Source organism: Microbacterium sp. MYb62, assembly GCF_002979475.1.
Classification (GTDB): domain Bacteria; phylum Actinomycetota; class Actinomycetes; order Actinomycetales; family Microbacteriaceae; genus Microbacterium.
The window spans coordinates 1-19,710 of sequence record NZ_PCOY01000002.1 but is presented as its reverse complement, the minus strand read 5'-3'; the positions used below and the strand labels follow the sequence as shown (position 1 = coordinate 19,710).

The window sequence follows — 19,710 nt, the reverse complement described above, 5'->3', positions numbered from 1 at the left end:
CTCTGAGAGTGTCGCGGCGGCGTACCGCCGCGACACTCCCGAGCAGATGGTGTCCGTGTCGTGCTCACGCTCCCCAGCGCGCGCGATATCCCCAGATCCGACTGCGCCTCCCTCGCGCCTCTCCCTTCGAGGCCCTTCGCATGGCACCTTCCGAAGAACAGGAGCGTGCAGCCTCCGTTCTGATACACCGAATGGAGAAAAAGTTCAGAACCCGTCGCCGTGACATTGGAACGGCGCGCTCAAGCCGGTGTCGACGGCAGCCTTCGCGAGCGCGACAGCCGGAGCGGCCCCCTCGGACAAGCCGGTGTGCACGGCGCTCAACAGCTCGCCGGCCACCTCGTCGGGGACGGCGACAGGGGCCGCGATCACGCAGTCCGCGCCGGCGTGCAACCACACCCGCGTCATCCCCAACGCCTCCTCGCCCCAGCGCACCGAAGATCGCCCGAGCTCGCAGGCAGAGAGGATCACGGTCGCCGGCACGCGCGGGATCAGGTCGACGTCGTAGCCGAAGAGGATGCCGTCGGCGAGCTCGAATCCGGAGAACAGCGGGTTGTCCACCGCGTGCCTGCCGTGCGCGGCGATGTGCAGCACATCGGTGGCCGCGGCGAGCTCGGTGACTGCGGCGACCGTCGCATCTGCCCCTTCGAGGATCGACGGGGTCGGGCCTGGGTCCGACGTGCGCCAGGAAGCCGCTCCACGCTGCACTTCGTCGCTTGCCCTGGGTACACGCGGTCCGGTGGCGAAGCCGACTTTCGGCTCGCTGGTCATCGGGCGGCGGGCAGTATCCGCCCAGCGGGACATCGAGGTCGCCAGGGTGAATGGGGTGCCTGACAGGCCGGGCAGCATCGCCCACGGGATACCGGCGAGCACGCCGGGCAACGTGATCACGAACCGCTCCATCGAGGGGATCGCGGCCAGCACCGGACGGATCAGGTCGCCGTCGAGAGCACGAAGCCGGTCGTCGAGCCCTCGTGCGACCACGTGTGCCAGGGGGCCGGCGGTCATGGCGGCAGCGACGTCGAGGTCGGCCCGGAGACCGTCGAGGGCCGTGCGGATACGAGACCACGGCAAGGCGACGACGCGGGCGTCATCGGCGGTCGTGGCCACGCACAGAAGCTCCGCGCCCGTGTAGACGTACGACAGCATCGCAGTGCCGTCATCCAGCGCCGCCGCCGCCTCATCGAGTCCCACGCGTTCGCGAGATCGGCCGGTACCGGTCGCCGACCACTGACGGTCGCGTACCCGGTCGCGCAGTGCGCTGACCCGTTCATCGGCCGTCCAATCAGACCCCGCCAGATCGGCGCGCAGCATTCGCAACTCGGCCAGATCGTCGGCGAGCTCGGGATCGCGAGGCGGTCGCACCGGAACCGTCTGCTGGCTCAGGTGCCGTGCCCGCTCGGACCATTCGAAAAGCGTGGCCGGGGTCTTCGTGCGTGCCGCCGCCGTCAGTCCGGCCAAGATCAGGTCGTTCCCGTGCATGGCGAACGACGCCTGGAGATCGAGCGCACCGAACGACTGTTGCCATCCGTGGAGCAACGCGAGGCCGGTCGCCGCCGCACGCATCGCTTCGGCGCTGTGGCCGCGCTGCGTCGCACGCACCGCACGCACCTCCTGCGCTCGAAGGCGCAAAGGCGTCGGTGACGACGCGGCGATCCGTGGCATCCGCTCGTGCCCCGCGAGTGTCGCCACCAGGTGCAGAGCGGTTGCTTCCGTGCGGAATCCGTGGCGTGACAGCGCGGCACGGGCTTCAGCGAATTCCGTTGCGGTGGGCGGCGAGTCCGGTCTGGCGCGGGTCCGAGCCTCCAGATGCACCGACACCGCGCGGGCCGCCCACCCTTCGCTCTGCAACGCAGCGAAGCGTCGAACGGTTGCGGCAGCGACACGCTCGGCCGCGGCGGGGTCGTGCCGCAGCAGTGATCGTGCGAGGTGATACTCGGCTTCGCCGCGGGCCTGGCGCATGCGCTGCGCACCGAATCGGACGGCGACCTGACTGAGCAGTCCCTCGGCCTCTGTCGTCAGTCCAGCGTCACGCAGTACCTCGGCACGATCCAGATCGCTCACGGCAGTCGCCAGTTCGCTCGTCTCGGCGAAGACGGGGCGTGACGCGCTCATGAGGCGGAGAGCTGCGACGAGGTCTCCGCCGAGCAACGCCGCGTAGCCGAGATTGTGGCGGGCTCGGGCGAGTGATTCGACGGCGTCGTGATCCTCGAACACGGTGATCGCGGTGTTCAGGTCGTCCACGCACCTGCCCAGCTCATGCTGCTGCATCAACACCATCGATCGGCTCATGAGCAGGTTGGCGAGCTCGATGGTCTTCGTCGGCAGGGTGCTGATCGCCCGGCTGAGCAGCCGGTCCGCGTCGTCGAGTTGCCCTGCATGCATGAGCAGGACTCCGAGCTGCCCGCTCAACAACGCGATCGTGGTCGCACTCAGACCTTCGCGATCGAGCAGGGCGCGCGTTGCCGCCTCCGCCGCGGCATGCTGGCCGGTCTGATCGAGGACGTAGGCCATGGTCCCTTCGATCCGCGCTTTCAGGTCGGGATCGTCTGTGCGGGATGATGCGGACGCCAGGGCACGTCGCGCCTGGGTGAATCGGCGAGAGTTCGCCGCCTCGATCCCACGCCTGTGGAGGTCGCCAGCGGACAGGGTCATCCCCCCAGGATGCCCTGTCCGCTGTGTCGGCGAAAGCTCTCAGACGCGAGCGTCGGTCAGTCGTCGTCTCTCGGCGCAGGGAGCGTCTTCAGCACGGCAGCGACGGCGGCGGCCGCGACGCTGGGGCTGACTCCTTGGCGCGGGACGCTGCCGAGCTCTGCCGCAATCCGGCCGGCGACGTATGGTGCCGCGAACGAGGTTCCGCTCCACACGGAGAATCCGCCACGGTAGTCGTCGGGATCCAGTGTTTCTCGGCGGAGGTTCTCGAAGTCGGCTCGCGTCGTCGCCTGATCGCCCCCGACAAAGGCCGGAGTGGTGCTGACGATGGCGGCGCCCGGTGCGTAGGCGCGCACCCACGGCCCGACGTTCGAGAACAGTGCGACGGATCGAGCCGACGGATTGAGCGCCCCCACTGACACGAGAGGGGCATGGTCGTCGTGCGGTATGCCGTTGTCCGCCCCCGGCCAGTCCCAGAGCGAAGCGGGGAACGCGGGGCGATCGATCGTGTCGTTTCCCGCGGAGCACACGACGACACAGCCGAGGTCGCGTGCCTTCGTGAGGAGCTGATTCAGCGTGGCGCTGAAGAGGCCGTCTTGCGGGGTCTCGTGGTAGTAGCCGAGCGAGAGGTTCAACACGTCGATCGGATGTCCGGTCTTCGGGTCTTCGCGATGACGTCGGAGCAGTTCGACCACCTGCGCGAGCGTCGTCAGGAACGTGCTCTCGTCGACCACCCCGAGCCCGCCTGCCATTCGGATCGAGAGGATGTCTGCGTCCGGAGCCGATTGGCGGACGATCCCGGCGATGAACGTCCCGTGACCGGCGACGGAGTCGATCCCGCCGTCGAGGGGGCCGTACAGGTCGGGGAAGCGCTCGGGATCGGCATCATCGACCAGTCCGACCGGCACGCCGTCGAGGGAGACCTGTCGTGTCACGATGTCTGCCGGCAGCCACGGGTGCTCGCCGCATCCGGTGTCGAGCACGGCGATGACCGGACGTCGGCCTCGACGTGGTGCCGGGCCTCGCGACGGTGCGGGTCCGAGCCAGGCCACGGGCTGCCGGGCCCCGCGCCCGGGCGCGAGGTAGTCCTCGCTGCCGCTGCCGCCCCGCTCGCCGCTCACCGGGTTGGTGTGGCTGAACGGGTTCGTGTGACTGAACGGGTTCGTGTGGCTGAACGGGTTGAGCCCGACCGGATCGATCGACAGCACGTGGTCGAGGCTCGTCCGCGGCATGGTCGAGCGCGACATGCGCCGTGCCCGCTGGAGCACCCGCCAGGCATCCGGTGCGACCGGCGATTCCCCTCGGACCGGTTCGTCGGGAGTCCGCAGCCGAGCTCGCAGGAATCCCGGAACTCCCGGGACCAGCTCGCCGTCGGCCGCGGCGCGGGTGTCGTCCTCGACCTCGAGCTGCCAGCCGAAGGTGTCGGCCGCATCGCGGAGCGTCCGCACCTCGCGGTCGTAGGCCTCCTCGTCGCCGAGTGCTCGCGTGATCAGCAGCCGCTCCGGCAGATACGCCGTGGGAAACGCGCGGATGCCGTCCACGGGCTCCGTGCTCGGATCGAGCGCCGTTCCTCGGCGGATCGATCCCTCCGCGCGGTCCTGCCAGGTCCATCCCTTGGGCTGATCCATGCGTCATCCTCTCCGTGCGGGTCGCCCCGCGTCCTCATCGACGGGCGGCGCCCGCTGTCACAGCTCGAACTGCGGGGTCGAGAGCGTGCGCGTCTCGTCCCCGATCACGGTCGTCAGGCGCACGCGTGTGAGACCGGGCGGTACCTCGTCGAACACGAAGCGTCCGGTCGCCTCCGGCGAGGTCGACCTGGTCTTCTCGCCCTGCGTCAGGACGATCTCGGCGGCAGCGGTGTCGACCCAGCCGTCGACGCGACGGCGGCCGGAAGCCGTGCTCGTCACGTGCAGCAGGATGCTGGTGGAGCCGTCGCTGAACTGCAGGGTGAGGGCATCCGCCTCACCCCGCACCGCACCGAGCTGACCTTCGACCAGGGTGAGCAGCGCGTATTCGCGGTTCAGGCCGTCAGCGGCGACCGCAGCGACCATCCGATCGATCAGCCCGGCGGGCATCGGATCGACCTCGCTCCAGAGCGTGCGGAGCCGGGCGAACATCTGGGCATCCTCTTGCTCGGTCATGCTGGCCCCCCTGCCGTAGCGGTCGGTGGCGCTTCCAGGAGTGCGCGAAGTTTGGCGAGGCACCGGTTCCGTGTCGGGCCGATGCTCCCGATCGGCATCGCGAGATCGACGGCGATGCGCGCATAGTCGGGACGGTCTTCGAAGGCGATCACCCGGAGGAGCTTCTGGCAGCGCTCGTTGAGGCGGCGCACGGCCGTCCAGAGGCGACGGTTCTCCTCACCGAGAGCCGCGTGCTCCTCGGCGGATGCCTGCTCGGGGAGCAGCGTGTCGAGGTCGTCGGCAGCGGTCGTGTCGACCTTTCCGTGCGCCTTCGCGACCTTCCAGGCCTCCCGGCGTGCGGTGGTCGTGAGCCAGGCCGACACGGCCTTCGGATCGCTGATCGAGCCATGGCCGCGTACGAGCTGCAGCCAGGTGGTCTGCACGACGTCTTCGGCGAGGGTGCGCTCCAGGCCGTAGGCGCGCACGACATGCCAGAGCACGGGTGTCATCAGTCGTACGAGCTCGTCCATCGCGCGGCTGTCGCTCTCGCGCCATGCATCGAACAGGTCCGCGGCACGCTCCCAGCGTGCACGACCGTCGTCCGATGCAGGATCGAGAGCGGCGCCGGGTGCACCGTCGATCATGAAGCCCATTGTGATCACACCTACCAGGAGCACGGCAAGAGCTTTCTGATACATGTCTGCATCCAAGAATTCCGCGGGCCGCGCGCGGTCGGCGACCACCATGGAGATCGATAGCGTTGAGGGGTGATCCCCCTCGCTGTCGTGCTCTTCCTCAACGCCGCCTTCAACGCCCTGGTCTGGCCGCAGTTCTACAAGCGTGTCGCCAAGGATCCGCGGGCGCGAGACGCGAACGGCAAGGCCACGGCGTTCCTCAAGGTGCACGTCGTGCTCATCGCGATCGCCCTCGTGCTCGCCCTGGTCTCGCTGCTGGCGGGCATCGCTGCGCTGACCGGCGCGCTCTAACCCACCGCTCGCCGGAACGGCGTCAGGCCGTCTCGTACTGCTTCGCGTGCTCCGCCCAGCGCGACTCGACCGGCAGCGCACGCAGTGCTCGGTTGCTCACGGCGAGGACGACGGAGATCAGGCAGAGCGCGGCGCAGATCAGGATGGTCCACTCCCGCCCGATCCAGGCGAGTCCGAAGCCGGCGATGAGCGGTGCGAGCGGCATCGCTCCCATGCCGAGCACCCCGGCGGCACTGTTGGCGCGGCCGAGCAGGTGGCTCGGGGTGGCCACCATGAAGTAGCCCATCATCGCGGCGTTGAGCGCGGGCACCAGCAGGACCGCGGCGCCGAGCACCACGGCGATGGCCCAGGTTTCGGTGACCATCGAGAGCACGATCGCGCCGACGGAGACGACCGAGAGCCCGGCGATCGTGAGGATGCCGGCCCTGATCCGCGGGACGAGCAGCGGTGCGCACACAGCGCCCACGAGCATCACGGCCCCGATCGACGCGCTCAGGGTGCCGATCAGCAGCTCGGAGTGCCCGTCCTGTTGGAGGGCGTAGATGATGGTCGTGATCGTCGCGTTGAAGCCGAGGTTGATGACCGTCGTGATGAGCAGCACACCGCCGAGGTCGGGGCGGGAGAGCAGCCAGCCGAACCCTTCGCGCAGCTCCGCCCAGGCGTTCGGCTTCGACGTCGGGGTGGTGGGAGTGCCGACGTCGACCACCCCGGCGCGACGCGCCTGGCGGCCCAGCATCCATGCGGTCAGGGCGGCGATCGCGTGACAGAGCGTCATCGCGACTCCGACGAGCCATCCGCCGACGCCCAGCAGCAGACCGCCGAGCGGCCCGCCCGCGAGCTGCAGCGCGGCATCCCGTCCCTGGTTCGCCGCCTGCGCTCGGCCCATCGCGTCGTCGGGCACGATCTCCTTGATGGCGCTCTCGCCCGCGACGTCGAAGAGTCCGCTGCGCGCGGCGAGCAGGATGTCGATCACCAGCAGCGACCCGAACGTCATCGCGTCGCCGAGAGCGAGAAGCGTGAAGCCGCCCGCGAGCACGATGCCGATGAGTGAGCCGAGGAGCATCAGCGCGATCCGCCGGTGCCGATCGGCGAGGACTCCGCCGGCGAGCGTCATCAGGAGTCGGGCGACCATTCCGGCGCCGCCGATGATGCCGGCCTGGGCGGGGTCGTTCGTCACGATCAAGGCGAGCAGCGGGATCGCGAAGCCGAACAGAGAGGCGGCGAGGCCTTTGCTCGTATCGCTCACCAGCCAGGTGAGGTATCGGGTGTTGCGCCACAGGCGATGGGGCTCGGTGACCGTGCTCATGGGACGAGAGTAAAAGCGCAAGAACAATTGCGCAAGTCTTATTGCGCAATTGAGGGTGCGGGTAGGATCGGCACATGACGGAGGACACCGCGAAGAGCAGGGGCGACGATCCCGTCTGGATGACCTCGGCCATGCTCAAGGCCTACTCGCACCCTCTGCGGCGCCAGATGATCCGCCTGTTCTCGCGTCGAGAGTTCCTTCGCGCCGCCGACATCGCCGCCGAGCTCGGCGTGCCGGCCAACAGCGCCAGCTTCCACCTGCGTGCCCTCGCCGACGCCGGGCTCATCGAGGAGGCGCCCGACAAGGCCCGCGACCGGCGCGATCGCGTCTGGACCGGGCACAAAGGCGCACTCAACGTCGGCGGACCGGAGAGCCCGGTCGCCGATGAGGCCCTCGGCGTCGCGGTGGTCGCCGCGCTCGCCGAAGACCACCAGGATCTGGTCCGTCGCGTGCTCGCCTGGACGCCGGAGTACGTCGCCGGGCGCACCGCCGAGGTGCACGCCGCCTTCACCCAGCGCACGATCCGGCTGACCGAAGCCGAGTTCGACGACGTGATGGTGAAGATCAACGACATCCTGAGCGCCGCCGACGATGCGCACGACAGTGCCGACCCCGACGGCCGCTACTGGCAGATGGACCTCATCGCGGCCGACGACACCATCTGACGCGGAGACCGCATCGGCCCGGCTACTCCTCGGTCGAGGAAGGGGTGCCGCTCAGGATCAGGATGCGACGCAGATGCATGGCGGTGAGCACCCCGGGGCCCATCGATCGACGGACATCGACGGTGCGGTCGTCGACGGTTTCGAGGAGCAACCGGATGGCGCGAGCTGCCTCGCCGCGTGTGCGATGGTCCTCCGGCGATGAGGCATCTCCCCGCGCGATCACATCGGCGACCGCGTGACAGGCCGCGGACAGGGGTTCCGGCAGAGCGGGGTCGAGTGCCAGGCCGGCTGGACGGTCCCAGATGGTGTCGGCGACCTCGTCGGAGATGTCGCGGATCAGGTGGGCGATGCGATCGAGAGCCGCGAGCTCGTCATGGCTCTGCTGCATCCGGGAGCGATGCCCCTTGGCGCGGGGATTTCCGCGCCGACTCTCGTCCGCCTCCGTCAGAGCCGCCCTCAGCTCGGACGAGGTGTCGGCGAGAGAGGCCGCGTCGTTCGCCCACTGCTCATGCTCGGGAGGCCACGATTCCGAGACCGCCGACCCGATGTCGTGCAGGTGTGCGGCCAGCTGCTCCCGGAAGGCCGCCACCCGTCCCGCCGCCGCGACGGTGAGCGGCGCGGGCGCGAGCACGAGGTTCACCACCAGCCCCACGATCACGCCGACCGCCGTCTGGGTCAGGTAGCCGAGCGAATAGTCGTCGGCGTTCTGTCCGCCGATGATCAGCACGAACAGGGCCGCCATCGGGACGTACTCGCGTCCGGCGCCGAACCACCCGGTGCCGGACACCAGCACCCCGACGCCGACGACGAGCGGGATGGTCCACCACGTCGGTCCCACCGTGAGCACCACGATCGTGGCGAGCCCGATACCGGTGGCGAGACCGAGCAGGGTCTGCAGGCTCGACTTCGCCGAGCCCATCAGGGTGGGATACATGCTCAGCAGTGCACCGAGGGGTGCGTAGTACGGGTACTCGTCGGTGACCCCCGGCATGTGCGGGGCGATCATCCACGCCAGGCCGACCGCGAGGGTCGTCTTGGCGACGAGCAGGAGGCGCGCAGGGCGGACGGCGTCATGGAGTGCGCGTGCGATGCCTGCTCGTCGTACGCGGAGTCGCGTGTGGGTCTGTGTCACGGCATCCTCTCTCTCGGGTCCGGGATGTTCCGCGAGCGTATGCGGTCGGTGCGCGGTGAGGCGAGCGGGTTGCTTCCGCGTCGGCCTACCGGTAGCGCGCACACGCGACGACGCCGGCCGCCCCTGAGAGCGACCGGCGTCGGTGAGAAGGCACGTTCTACGGAATGGCCCTGCGGAAGGCGAGGAACGAGATGCCTGCGAGCACCGCTGTGATGAGGAGCCCCCAGAGCGCCAGGCCGAGGGCGCCGAGGCTGATGATTCCCGTCCACACGTTTCCCCACAGTCCGAACTGCGTCGCGAGGAACGCGAGGCCGAGGAGCACCAGGGACAGGGCGACGCTCACGACCGTGAGCACCGTCGGTCCCCAGCTCTTGTAGATCGTGGCGCCGGTGAAGCCGACCACGAAGAAGAACAGCGCGAGACTGACGTAGACGACGAAGGCGCCGAGCGGGCCGGCCTCCCACAACCACGGGAGGTAGAACACGTAGCCGTTCACGCCATAGCCGTTCGTGGCCAATTCGATGCCGCCGCCGATCAGGAACAGCACGCCCATGAACGTGCTGCCGATGATCGCGGTGAGCAGCGTGCCGAGGAAGAACTCCCGGCGGGTGATGCTCATCGCCTGCGAGAACGGGAAGGTGAGCGTCATCGCCGACATGCCGATGGCGAAGAAGTACCAGAGCGGTGCCTGTCCGCCTCCGCCGTACTTGGGGCCGTCGGTCGGGATCATCGCGTAGATCAGCACCGAGAGCAGGGTCGCTGAGCCCAGGATGATCAGCGGCACCCAGACGAAGGTCTGCCGATTGATGAGCTGCAGGCGGATGACGTTGAGTGTGCGTCCCATCAGCGCACCTCCTCTTTCGTGGTTGCGTCTTTCACGGCGATCTGGGCTTCCGCCTTCTGGGTGAGTCGCACGATCAACTGCTGCAGCGAGACCGGCGCGAGATCGAGACCGGATGCCGTGACCTCTGCGCGCTCGGCAGCGGTCAGCGAACCGAGCACCGTGACCGAGGCCACGCGCCCGAGCGCCTCGCGGTGCAGCACCTCGCGGGTGCCGACCCAGGCGTCGACCTTGGCGGCATCGCCCACGACGGTGACGGCGCGGTCGCGGACCGCATCCGTGTCTTCGTTGAGCAGGATCTGACCGTTGTCGATCACGATGACCTTCTCGATGAGGTTCGAGACCTCGTCGATCAGGTGCGACGACAAGATGATCGTGCGCGGGTGCTCGGCGTAGTCCTCGACCAGCCGGTCGTAGAAGATCTGCCTCGCGACCGCGTCGAGGCCGAGATACGGCTCGTCGAAGAACGTGATCTCGGCGCGCGATGCGAGTCCGATGATCACCCCGACCGCGGAGAGCTGACCGCGCGAGAGCTTCTTGATCGTCTGCTTCATCGGCAGCTGGAAGTCGGCGATGAGCTCGTCGGCGAGAGCCTGGTCCCAGTGCGGGAAGAACAGGCTCGCGGCCTTGAAGGCGTGCTTGGGGTACGCGTCGTCCGGGTACTTCTGACTCTCGCGGACGAAGCAGATCCGGCTGAGCACGTGCGCATTCTCGTACGGGTGCTCGCCGAACACCTTCACGGTGCCGGAGGACTCGAAGTTCTGCGCCGTGAGGATCGACATGAGTGTCGTCTTGCCGGCGCCGTTGCGGCCGAGGAGGCCGTAGATCGCGCCTCCTTCGATGGAGAGCGACACGTTGTCGAGCGCTCGCTTCTCCTTGTAGCGCTTGCTGAGGTTCTGCACCTCGATGACGGCGGTCATGCGGGGGTCTTCCCTTCTGCGTCGGTGGTCTGGGCGGAGCGCTGCCGGAGCAGGTCTGCGAGGTCTTCGGCGCCGAGCCCGAGAGTTCGGGCTTCGGTCAGGAGCGGGTCGATGTAGCGGTCGGCGAACGCGGCACGGCGCTCGACGAGGAGCACTTCCCTGGCGCCGTCGGCGACGAACATGCCGATGCCTCGGCGCTTGTAGAGCACTCCCTTGTCGGTGAGCATGGCGACTCCCTTCGCTGCTGTGGCGGGGTTGATCCGATAGAACGCGGCGAGCTCATTCGTGGAAGGCGCCTGAGACTCCTCGGCGAGTGAGCCGTCGACGATCGAGTCCTCGATCTGTTCGGCGATCTGGAGGAAGAGCGGCTTGCCTTCTTCGATCACGAGTCCTCCGCTTGGTTAGTGGGTTACTTACTCGACTAAGTAACCATAGAACCCCGGTGGGTGTCAACCCCGTCTCTGACGCTTCACTCCGGGGGCCGACACGCCAGATGTCGGACGGATGCAGCAAAACGGTCCGTCATCTGGCGTGTCGGCTCCCGGAACGGCGGCGCGAGGACGGGGTGTCGGCCCGCGGAGTGGCGGCGCGAGGGTGGCGGGGTGTCGGCCCGCGGAGTGGCGGCGCGAGGGCGGAGGGGTGTCGGCCCCCCGGAATGGCAGTGTGAGGGGCAGCGGCCCGGGGGTCAGGTCTCGCGGCGGCGCGCGCGCCAGTCCTCGACGACCTGCAGCATCCGGACCGACAGGAAGCGGAAGAACTCGGCGAGCTCGACCGCGCGATCATGGGCGCCCTGGTCGTCGTCGTGCTCGGACGCGATGTCGTCGATGTACTCCGAGAGGCGGGAGTACACGGGCATGTTCCCGACGATCGAGCTGTAGAACGGGTCGTGCACGAACTCGTAGCGGTCGCGCCGATCTCCCGGACGTGAACGCCGCTGGATGAAGTGCAGCTGCTGCAGGTAGCGCACCGCACCCGAGACGGCGGCGGCCGAGACGCCGAGGCGCTCGCCGAGTTGGGCCGCCGTGTATCCGCCCTCGGGAGCGGCGACCAGCGCCATCATCACGCGCGCCGGCATCCGGGGCATCCCGGCAGCGGTCATCATCGCCGCGGCCTGTTCGGCGGGTTCCATCCCGCGGTGGCTCTCGGTCTGCTCGGATGCGGATGCGGATGCGGATGAGGATGAGGATGAGGATGCGGATGCGGATGCGGATGCGGATGCGGATGCGGATGAGATCGCTGTCCTGGCGCCGCGCGCGACGGCATCGGGCGTGGCGGAACCCGGCGTCTCGGCGCCGGCTGAGGGGTCTTCCGCGCCGGGTTCGGCGTCGCCTGTGCTCGCGGCATCCACGTCCGGTCCGTCCCTGTCGCCGTCGTCGCGCATCCTGCCTCCTAGGCTCCGGGGGCGAGCTCGCGGCGTCGCATCAGGGTCAGGGCTCCGGTGCCAGCCGCGGCCAGGGCGAGCACGAGCCACCACAGGCCGCGCACATCGATGCCGTTGCCGTCGACCGCGGGTGTCACCGCGAACGGTGAGAGATTCGCACTCCATTCGGGCAGTCCGAACAGCGGACCGAACATCCCGAGCAGGGCTGCGAGCAGCACGAGGCTCCATGCCACGGCGGTCGTCGCACGGGGGATCAACACGAACACCAGCGCGGTGAGCACGGCGAAGGTCGAGGCCGCGACCGCCTGCCCGAGTCCTGCCACCGCGACGATGCGATAGAGCGAATCGTCGCCGCCGTTCGACCAGATGCCGACCCACCCGGCGAGCATGGCGGCGGCGACCACGATCACCACGCCGACCACGCCGACGATCACGTAGTCGGCGAGCCAGCGCACGCGCCCGACCGGGGTGGCGAGCACGGCCTCGGCGGTGCCGCGGACCTCTTCCTGTCGTGCGCGCACGACGGTCTGCACGGCGCAGCAGGCGGCGAGGATCCCGAGGAGCGTGAAGAACACCGTCACCACGACCTCGTCGAGTCCGCCGGTCGCCCCTCCGATCTTCTTCAGGATCTCGGTGACCGCCGGGTTCTCGCCCGCGATCTGATCGACCAGTCCGCTCAGAGTCGTGGCGAGGATGCCGGTGATCGCGCCGCCGACGGCCCAGCCGATGATCGAGCCGGAGGTGAGACGCCAGACCAGCGCGTGCGGCGAGGCGAGTGCGGGCCGTGCCGACACGCGTCCAGGGCGCTCCGCAACGAAGCCGGCGTCGATGTCGCGCACGGACTGCAAGGCGACGGATGCCCCGGCGAGCACGAGGCCGAAGGCCAGGCCGAGCAGCATCGGCCACGCGAGATCGGTGTCGTAGGGACGCGTCTGCTCGGCCCACCCGAACGGCGAGAGCCAGGCGGGCCAGGCGCTCGTCATGCGGGTCAGGTCGTCGCTCGGAGTTCCTGCCGCGTTGCCGATGCCGCGGATCAGGAACGCTGCGACGAGCACCCAGATCGTCAGGGAGTTCGCGCCGCGCGAGGTGCGCATCAGCTGCGCGGCGAGCAGCCCGATGCCGAAGAACGCGATACCGCAGGACGCGGCGGCCGCCCCCGCGAGGAGGGAACCCGCTGCCGGAAGCCCGGTGGCGACCAGTGCCAGTGCCGTGAGCGCGGCCAGCACCACGTTCGCCAGGATGCCGTGCGCGATGGTCGCGATGGTCGGCAGGCGGCGTCCAGCCGGGGTCGCCCAGACGAGTTCGGCACGCCCCGCCTCCTCATCGCCGCGGGTGTGCCGCACTGCGAGGAAGGTGCTCATGAGCGCGGCCAGCAGCGCCAACCACGGCAGCACCTCGAAGGCCAGAAAGGCCCTTTCGGATGTGCCCGACGGCAGGCCGCGGAACATCAGGATCACCGGGTTCGCCAGTGCGGCGGCGAGGATGTTCTGCCGGTCGGCGAGGGTCGAGTACGACTGGCTGACGCCGGCGTATCCCGCGAACGCCATGAGCGCGGTGCCCACGATCCACAGCGTCAGCTGCAACCAATCGCGCCGTAGTCGTTGCCGGAGCAGCACACCGAAGGTGGACATCACGCACGCCCCGTGCGTGCGCGGCGCTCGCGGCGGGTGGCGGGGGCAGTGTCATCCGTCCCGCCATCCGTCGCGCCGTCCTCCGCAGCTTCGAGTGTCGCGAGATCGTCGCCGTAGTGGCGCAGGAACAGCTCTTCGAGCGAGGGCGGGGCGACGCGCAGGTCGCTGATGCCGAGCGTCGCGAGAGCCGGGAGCACCGTGGCTGTGCGGTCGCTGTCGACGGCGAGGCGGATGCGGTCGCCCTGCTGCGCGGGGTCGTGCACGTCGGGGATGCGGGCGACCTGTTCGAGGGTGGCACCGGAGGGGGCGAACGACACATCGCTGCGCGTGAGGTGCCGCAGCTCGGTCAGCGTGCCGGACTCGACGATGCGGCCGGCGCGGATGATCGACACCCGATCGCACAGCTGTTCGACCTCGCTCATGATGTGGCTCGACAGCAGCACGGTCGCGCCGTTCGCATGGGCGCGGGCGACCTCGCGCTGGAAGATGACCGCCATCAGGGGATCGAGTCCGCTCGTGGGTTCGTCGAGGATGTAGAGGTCGGCCGGCACGGCGAACGCCGCGATCAGCGCGACCTTCTGCCGGTTGCCCTTCGAGTAGGCGCGGCCCTTCTTGCGCGGGTCGAACTGGAACGCCTCCATGAGCCGCTTCTTCTCGTACTGATAGGCGGGGTCCTTCGTCTGTGCGCCCCGCAGACGGGCGAGCAGATCGACGGCCTCACCCCCCGAGAGGTTCGGCCAGACGCTGACGTCGCCCGGCACGTACGCGATGCGCCGGTGCAGGTCGACGGCCCGGCTCCAGGGGTCTTCGTCGAACACGGACGCTTCGCCGGAGGTGCGGCGCGCGAGGCCGAGGAGGATGCGGATCGTGGTCGACTTTCCCGCGCCGTTCGGGCCGAGGAAACCGTGCACCTGACCATGCTCGACCAGGAGGTCGAGGCCGTCGAGCGCGTGCACGTGGCCGTAGTGCTTGGTGAGGTTCCGGGTGGCGATGACGGTGGTCATGCGCGGGAGCGTACGCCCGATTCACAAAGTTGTGAATCGGGCGAAAACAACCCATGCGAAATCCTTACGACACCCCGCGTACAGTGGGCTGGTGCCGGAGTTCCCCTACAGCCGCCTGCGTCGCTGGCCCGACGTCGAGGCGGACAACCTCCAGGCGTATGACGCGACCGACCTGCTGCTGGTCGAGCGGGCGCTCTCCTTCGACATCCCCGGCTCCGAGACGGTCGTGATCGGCGACGAGTACGGCGCGATCACCGTGGCGCTGGGGGATGCCGGGCGCCGCGGCATCCGGGTGCATCAGGACCTCGCGACCGGTCGCCGGGCACTGCAGCGCAACGCCGAGGAGCTCGGGTTCGCGGACGCAGCCGGCCGAAACGGAGACGAGGATGATGCGGCACGGCACGCCGGGGGCGGACCGGAGGCTCCGGGTTTTCGCCCGCTGTTCACCCCGCACGAGCTCGACGCGACCTTGCTCACCGGCGCGCGCCTCGTGCTGCTGCAGCTGCCGAAGTCACTCGCGGAGCTCGAGGAGATCGTGGATGCCATCGCCCGCTGGGCTGCGCCCGACGTGGTGCTCGTGGCAGGAGGGCGGGTGAAGCACATGACTCTCCGCCAGAACGAGGTGCTGGGGCGCAGCTTCGCGCACGTGCAGGCCCAGCGGGCGGAGCGGAAATCGCGACTGATCGTGGCATCCGAGCCGCTCCCCGTCCCCGCGGATCCGCCGTTCCCGGTGACCGCGCGGCACGACGGGTTGACGCTGGTCGCGCACGGAGGAGCCTTCGCGGGTGCCCGCCTCGACATCGGCACGCGGGCACTGCTGGAGGTGCTCGGCGCTCAGCCCACGAGTTCCGCAGTCGATGTGCTCGACCTCGGCTGCGGCACCGGAGCGCTCGCCGTCTCGTATGCACTCGCACACCCCGAGGCGCGCGTGACGGCGACCGATCGTTCGGCCGCGGCCGTGGCATCCGCACGCGCGACGGCCGCGGCGAACGGGGTCGCCGACCGTGTCACGGTCACGCAGGACGACGCCGCCTCCGAGGTCCCGGATGCGAGCATCGACCTGGTGCTGCTGAACCCGCCGTTCCACCTCGGCGCGAGCATCCACACCGGGGCGGCGACCCGCCTGTTCGCGGCTGCGGCGCGCGTGCTCCGACCCGGGGGAGAGCTCTTCACGGTCTACAACTCCTCGCTCGGATATCGCGCCGAGCTCACGCGTCTGATCGGTCCCACCGCGCAGCTGCAGCGCACCCCGAAGTTCACCGTGACCCGCAGCATCCGGAGCTCGGAAACGCCCGATTCCTGATCCGCGAACCGCCCGCGGAGGGATTGTTGAATACCCGTGCAATTCCCCGGTCAGCCGCCGAAACCCACGCCCGTCGCGCGCCCGGGATTTGCCCCTGATCGGCCATTTCGTTACGTTGGAACGTGGGCCTGACGGCCCGAAGACCAGTCCGCGACCACGTCCTTCTTTCGATGAGCTGTGCTGCGAAGAGGCGTGGGCGTACGGTCGATGCTCTATCGCGGCGGATCCGAAATCCGCCGTCTGTGCCGCCACAGCAGACATGTCGAACGGCCTCGAGAGGATCACCCGGGCGTAACCGAAGCAGGCTCAGCCACCCGAAGGCGAGCCGCGGGGGAAACGTGTCCGAAATCGCTCTCGAAGCGCGCCATCTGTACAAGGTTTTCGGTAAGAATCCGAACACCGCCGTCCGTCGATTGAAAGCCGGTGAGAGCCGTGCTGCCGTCGTGGACGCCGGTACCGCGGCAGTCATCGACGCCAGCTTCACCGTCAACCGCGGTGAGATCTTCGTCATCATGGGCCTGTCCGGATCTGGCAAGTCCACCATCATCCGCATGCTCAACGGGCTGCACGACGTCACCGACGGAACCGTCACGGTGAACGGCGACCCCATCACCGGCATCCCGTCGTCGAAGCTCCGCGAGATCCGTCGCGACCGCATCTCGATGGTCTTCCAGCACTTCGCCCTGCTGCCGCACCGCTCGGTGGCCGCGAACGTCGCCTACTCGCTCGAGCTCAAGGGCGTGCCCAAGGCCGAGCGCCTGGCCAAGGCCGACGAGATCCTCTCCCTGGTGGGACTCGAGGGCCAGGGCGAGAAGCTCCCCTCCGAGCTCTCCGGGGGAATGCAGCAGCGCGTCGGCATCGCCCGTGCGCTCGCCGCCGACAGCGACATCCTGCTGATGGATGAGGCGTTCAGCGCGCTCGACCCTCTGATCCGTCGCGAGATGCAGGAGCAGCTGCTCGAACTGCAGCAGAAGCTGCAGAAGACGATCGTGTTCATCACGCACGACCTGAACGAGGCCATGTTCCTCGGCGACCGGATCGCCGTGATGCGCGACGGTCGCATCGTGCAGATCGGCACGCCGGAGGACATCCTGATGGATCCGGCCAACGACTACGTCGAACAGTTCGTGCAGGACGTCGACCGCGCCCGCGTGCTCACCGCCGCGAACGTCATGGAGCGCCCGCGCCCCGTCGTGCCGCACACCGCCGGTCCCCGCACCGCGCTGCGGCAGATGCGGGACGCCTACATGTCGGCGACCTACGTCGTCGGGCGTGACCGGCAGCTCATGGGCGTCGTGACCGACCGCGATGCGGTCAAGCTCGTGCGCAACGGCGCGACCACCCTCGACTCGATCATCAAGCCCGTGCTGCAGAGCGTGCATGAGGACGAGGTGCTGATGAACCTGTTCGTCCCCGCCGTCGAGTCGCCGGTGCCGCTGGCCGTGACGGATGCCGAAGGCCGTCTGGTCGGTGTGATCCCGCGTGTGACGCTGCTCGCCGCCCTCGGCCCCGGCCCCGGCGCGACCGAGGAGATCACGCTGCCGATGATGCCGATGCCGCAGGCCGAGATCGACGCGGTGCTCGATGACGGGTGGACCGCCGACCCGGCCGATGCCCCGACCACGGAGGAGGTGCGCTGATGGACGGCTTCCGCATCCCCGTCGGAACCTGGATCGAATCCGCCGTCGACTGGATCAAGGACAACCTCGACGGTCTGCTCGACGTGATCTCGTTCGTCATGAGCTTCCTCGTCGAGGGGCTCACGAGCATCCTGCTCGCCCCGAGCTTCGCGGTCATCATCGTGATCGCCGCGCTCATCGCCTGGGTCGTGCGCTCCTGGCAGCTCGCGCTCGGCACCATCGTGTCGTTCGGACTGATCGTCGGGATGGACCTCTGGGTTCCCGCGATGCAGACCCTGGCGCTCGTGCTCGTCGCCGCCGTGATCGCGGTGTTGATCGCCGTGCCGCTGGGTATCTGGTCGGCGCGCAACTCGACCGTGCGCGCCGTGCTCAAGCCCGTGCTCGACTTCATGCAGACCATGCCGGCCTTCGTGTACCTGATCCCGGCGATCGTGTTCTTCGGCATCGGCGTGGTGCCGGGCCTCGTGGCCACCGTGATCTTCGCGCTCCCTCCCGGCGTGCGCCTGACCGAGCTCGGCATCCGCGGTGTCGACTCCGAGACGGTCGAGGCAGGACACGCGTTCGGTGCCAAGCCGGGACAGATCCTGCGCGGCATCCAGCTCCCGCTCGCGATGCCGACCATCATGGCCGGCGTCAACCAGGTCATCATGCTCGCCCTGTCGATGGCGGTCATCGCCGGCATGGCGGGTGCGGACGGCCTCGGGAAGATGGTGGTCGAGGCGATCTCGACGATCAACATCCCCAAGGGCGTGGAGGCCGGTCTCGGCGTCGTGCTGATCGCGGTCTTCCTGGACCGCGTCACCGCCGCGCTGGGCGCACCCGGCGAGAACCGCTCCTCGCTGCTCGGCATGCTCGAGCGGCGTCGCAAGCCGCACGGCGGTGCCGGCGGTGGTGGCGGAGCAGCATCCGCCCCCACTCCCGAGGTCATCGAGCAGCAGGATGCCGCCGACGCGGCGGAACGCGCCAGGACCTCGCCCCGCCGCAACGCGGTCGGCGGCGGAGTGCACTGAGTTTCACCCCTACGGAACAACACCCATACGGAACCGAGAGAGAGAAATCACATGAAGAAGAAGATCTTGGCAATCACGGCAGTGGGCATCGCCGCCTCGCTCACCCTCGCGGGATGCAGTGGCGACGGTGCAGGCGGCACGGGCGGCGGCGACAGCAACGCCGACGACAAGGGCACGATCACCCTGGGCTTCCTGCCCTCGTGGACCGACGGCCTGAGCACCGCATACCTGCTGCAGGACCAGCTCGAGAAGATCGGCTACACGGTCGAGATGAAGACGCTCACCGAGGCAGGTCCTCTCTACACCGGGCTCGCGCAGGGCGATGTCGACATGTACCCGTCGGCATGGCCGGAGCTCACGCACGCCGAGTACATGGAGAAGTACGGCGACGACATCGAGGACCTGGGCAAGTACTACGAGAACGCCAAGCTCACCCTCGCGGTGCCGGAGTACTCCGAGCTCACTTCGATCGAGGACCTCGTGGGCAAGGGCGCCGAGTTCGACGGCAAGATCTACGGCATCGAGCCGGGTGCAGGCCTCACCGCCCAGACCGAGAAGATGATGCCCGAGTACGGACTCGACGGCGAGTACGAGCTCGTCACCTCGTCGACCGCGGCCATGCTCACCGAGCTGAAGACCGCGACCGACAAGCAGGAGGACATCGTCGTCACGCTGTGGCGTCCGTTCTGGGCCAACGACGCCTTCCCCGTGAAGGACCTCGAAGACCCCAAGGGCGCGATGGGCAAGGCCGAGGGCCTGCACTTCCTGGGCACCAAGGGCTTCGCCGAGGAGTTCCCCGAGGCCGCTGAGCTGATCGAGAAGATCAAGCTCGATGACGAGCAGTACGGTGCGCTCGAGGACCTCGTGGTCAACGAGTACGGCGAGGGCAAGGAAGCGGATGCCGTCGACGAGTGGCTGAAGCAGTACGGCGACCAGTTCGACTGGACCGTCACCAGCTGACCTGACGCGGAGTTCGTCTTCACCCCCACCCACCTCGGGGGCCGACACGCCAGATGTCGGATCCTTCTCACCGAAGGGTCCGACATCTGGCGTTTCGGCTGACGTCTGGCGACGTGCCGAACGGGGAGGGCCCGTCTCGGGAGGGCCCGTCTCGGGAGGGGG

At 68.8% G+C, this 19,710-nt stretch carries 18 protein-coding genes; 6 read left to right on the top strand and 12 right to left on the bottom strand.

The features are described from left to right. Window positions 1-204: 204 nt before the first annotated feature. Genes CQ042_RS02545 through CQ042_RS02530 form a run of 4 tightly spaced genes read right to left on the bottom strand, consistent with a single transcriptional unit; the run spans window position 205 to window position 5,467 of the window. A complete protein-coding gene (locus CQ042_RS02545) occupies window positions 205-2,652 on the bottom strand; it encodes a CHAT domain-containing protein (protein WP_105668674.1) in 2,448 nt (815 codons plus the stop codon). Window positions 2,653-2,708: 56 nt separating this feature from the next. After that, window positions 2,709-4,277 carry a S8/S53 family peptidase gene (locus CQ042_RS02540; protein WP_105668673.1) on the bottom strand — a complete coding sequence of 523 codons (1,569 nt, stop codon included), beginning with the start codon at window positions 4,275-4,277 and terminating at the stop codon, window positions 2,709-2,711. Window positions 4,278-4,334: 57 nt separating this feature from the next. Continuing rightward, window positions 4,335-4,790, bottom strand: coding sequence for a hypothetical protein (locus tag CQ042_RS02535; RefSeq protein WP_105668672.1), 456 nt, complete (start codon window positions 4,788-4,790; stop codon window positions 4,335-4,337). Further along, window positions 4,787-5,467, bottom strand: coding sequence for an RNA polymerase sigma factor (locus CQ042_RS02530; RefSeq protein ID WP_258131975.1), 681 nt, complete (start codon window positions 5,465-5,467; stop codon window positions 4,787-4,789). Before CQ042_RS02530 ends, CQ042_RS02535 begins: the two co-directional genes overlap by 4 nt. Before the next feature lie 69 nt (window positions 5,468-5,536). On the opposite strand from CQ042_RS02530, the gene CQ042_RS02525 reads away from it, so the two are divergent. Beyond that, window positions 5,537-5,755: an SCO4848 family membrane protein gene (locus CQ042_RS02525; protein ID WP_105668671.1), complete on the top strand. Its 219-nt coding sequence runs from the start codon at window positions 5,537-5,539 to the stop codon at window positions 5,753-5,755. Window positions 5,756-5,777: 22 nt separating this feature from the next. Here CQ042_RS02525 and CQ042_RS02520 read toward each other — a convergent pair whose 3' ends face one another. Next, on the bottom strand, window positions 5,778-7,061 hold the full coding sequence (locus tag CQ042_RS02520; protein ID WP_105668670.1) for an MFS transporter: 1,284 nt from the start codon (window positions 7,059-7,061) through the stop codon (window positions 5,778-5,780). A gap of 74 nt (window positions 7,062-7,135) precedes the next feature. Here CQ042_RS02520 and CQ042_RS02515 point away from each other — a divergent pair, with 74 nt between their 5' ends. After that, the gene (locus CQ042_RS02515; RefSeq protein WP_105668669.1) at window positions 7,136-7,726 is read left to right on the top strand and encodes a helix-turn-helix domain-containing protein; all 591 of its coding nucleotides are present in this window, start codon (window positions 7,136-7,138) and stop codon (window positions 7,724-7,726) included. A 22-nt stretch (window positions 7,727-7,748) separates the two neighbouring features. Here CQ042_RS02515 and CQ042_RS02510 read toward each other — a convergent pair whose 3' ends face one another. The 7 genes from CQ042_RS02510 to CQ042_RS02475 form a co-directional block, all read right to left on the bottom strand. Beyond that, complete coding sequence (locus tag CQ042_RS02510) at window positions 7,749-8,858, bottom strand: aromatic acid exporter family protein (RefSeq protein WP_105668668.1); 1,110 nt, start codon at window positions 8,856-8,858, stop codon at window positions 7,749-7,751. Between the two features lie 157 nt (window positions 8,859-9,015). Further along, a complete protein-coding gene (locus CQ042_RS02505; protein ID WP_105668667.1) occupies window positions 9,016-9,702 on the bottom strand; it encodes a hypothetical protein in 687 nt (228 codons plus the stop codon). Beyond that, window positions 9,702-10,619: an ABC transporter ATP-binding protein gene (locus tag CQ042_RS02500; protein ID WP_105668666.1), complete on the bottom strand. Its 918-nt coding sequence runs from the start codon at window positions 10,617-10,619 to the stop codon at window positions 9,702-9,704. Before CQ042_RS02500 ends, CQ042_RS02505 begins: the two co-directional genes overlap by 1 nt. Continuing rightward, entirely contained in the window at window positions 10,616-11,005 is a 390-nt protein-coding gene (locus CQ042_RS02495; RefSeq protein WP_105668665.1) for a GntR family transcriptional regulator, read from the bottom strand. The genes CQ042_RS02500 and CQ042_RS02495 overlap by 4 nt, the downstream gene beginning before the upstream one ends. A 299-nt stretch (window positions 11,006-11,304) precedes the next feature. Continuing rightward, the gene (locus tag CQ042_RS20650; RefSeq protein ID WP_258131974.1) at window positions 11,305-12,000 is read right to left on the bottom strand and encodes a GbsR/MarR family transcriptional regulator; all 696 of its coding nucleotides are present in this window, start codon (window positions 11,998-12,000) and stop codon (window positions 11,305-11,307) included. 8 nt (window positions 12,001-12,008) lie between these two features. Next, on the bottom strand, window positions 12,009-13,631 hold the full coding sequence (locus CQ042_RS02480; RefSeq protein ID WP_105668664.1) for an ABC transporter permease: 1,623 nt from the start codon (window positions 13,629-13,631) through the stop codon (window positions 12,009-12,011). Further along, the gene (locus tag CQ042_RS02475) at window positions 13,631-14,635 is read right to left on the bottom strand and encodes an ABC transporter ATP-binding protein (RefSeq protein WP_105668663.1); all 1,005 of its coding nucleotides are present in this window, start codon (window positions 14,633-14,635) and stop codon (window positions 13,631-13,633) included. Before CQ042_RS02475 ends, CQ042_RS02480 begins: the two co-directional genes overlap by 1 nt. Before the next feature lie 91 nt (window positions 14,636-14,726). Here CQ042_RS02475 and CQ042_RS02470 point away from each other — a divergent pair, with 91 nt between their 5' ends. From CQ042_RS02470 to CQ042_RS02455, 4 genes are all read left to right on the top strand, one after another. Next, a complete protein-coding gene (locus tag CQ042_RS02470) occupies window positions 14,727-15,938 on the top strand; it encodes a methyltransferase (RefSeq protein WP_258131973.1) in 1,212 nt (403 codons plus the stop codon). A gap of 338 nt (window positions 15,939-16,276) precedes the next feature. Next, complete coding sequence (locus tag CQ042_RS02465; protein ID WP_105668661.1) at window positions 16,277-17,578, top strand: glycine betaine/L-proline ABC transporter ATP-binding protein; 1,302 nt, start codon at window positions 16,277-16,279, stop codon at window positions 17,576-17,578. Next, the gene (locus tag CQ042_RS02460) at window positions 17,578-18,588 is read left to right on the top strand and encodes a proline/glycine betaine ABC transporter permease (protein WP_105668660.1); all 1,011 of its coding nucleotides are present in this window, start codon (window positions 17,578-17,580) and stop codon (window positions 18,586-18,588) included. Before CQ042_RS02465 ends, CQ042_RS02460 begins: the two co-directional genes overlap by 1 nt. Window positions 18,589-18,639: 51 nt before the next feature. Next, the gene (locus CQ042_RS02455; protein WP_105668659.1) at window positions 18,640-19,548 is read left to right on the top strand and encodes a glycine betaine ABC transporter substrate-binding protein; all 909 of its coding nucleotides are present in this window, start codon (window positions 18,640-18,642) and stop codon (window positions 19,546-19,548) included. Window positions 19,549-19,710 lie beyond the last annotated feature (162 nt).

Coding starts and splice junctions, on each gene's coding strand:
- CQ042_RS02545 (WP_105668674.1), bottom strand. CDS start 2,652: ATGACCCTGTCCGCTGGCGACCTCCACAGGCGTGGGATCGAGGCGGCG.
- CQ042_RS02540 (WP_105668673.1), bottom strand. CDS start 4,277: ATGGATCAGCCCAAGGGATGGACCTGGCAGGACCGCGCGGAGGGATCG.
- CQ042_RS02535 (WP_105668672.1), bottom strand. CDS start 4,790: ATGACCGAGCAAGAGGATGCCCAGATGTTCGCCCGGCTCCGCACGCTC.
- CQ042_RS02530 (WP_258131975.1), bottom strand. CDS start 5,467: ATGTATCAGAAAGCTCTTGCCGTGCTCCTGGTAGGTGTGATCACAATG.
- CQ042_RS02520 (WP_105668670.1), bottom strand. CDS start 7,061: ATGAGCACGGTCACCGAGCCCCATCGCCTGTGGCGCAACACCCGATAC.
- CQ042_RS02515 (WP_105668669.1), top strand. CDS start 7,136: ATGACGGAGGACACCGCGAAGAGCAGGGGCGACGATCCCGTCTGGATG.
- CQ042_RS02505 (WP_105668667.1), bottom strand. CDS start 9,702: ATGGGACGCACACTCAACGTCATCCGCCTGCAGCTCATCAATCGGCAG.
- CQ042_RS02500 (WP_105668666.1), bottom strand. CDS start 10,619: ATGACCGCCGTCATCGAGGTGCAGAACCTCAGCAAGCGCTACAAGGAG.
- CQ042_RS20650 (WP_258131974.1), bottom strand. CDS start 12,000: ATGCGCGACGACGGCGACAGGGACGGACCGGACGTGGATGCCGCGAGC.
- CQ042_RS02480 (WP_105668664.1), bottom strand. CDS start 13,631: ATGTCCACCTTCGGTGTGCTGCTCCGGCAACGACTACGGCGCGATTGG.
- CQ042_RS02475 (WP_105668663.1), bottom strand. CDS start 14,635: ATGACCACCGTCATCGCCACCCGGAACCTCACCAAGCACTACGGCCAC.
- CQ042_RS02460 (WP_105668660.1), top strand. CDS start 17,578: ATGGACGGCTTCCGCATCCCCGTCGGAACCTGGATCGAATCCGCCGTC.
- CQ042_RS02455 (WP_105668659.1), top strand. CDS start 18,640: ATGAAGAAGAAGATCTTGGCAATCACGGCAGTGGGCATCGCCGCCTCG.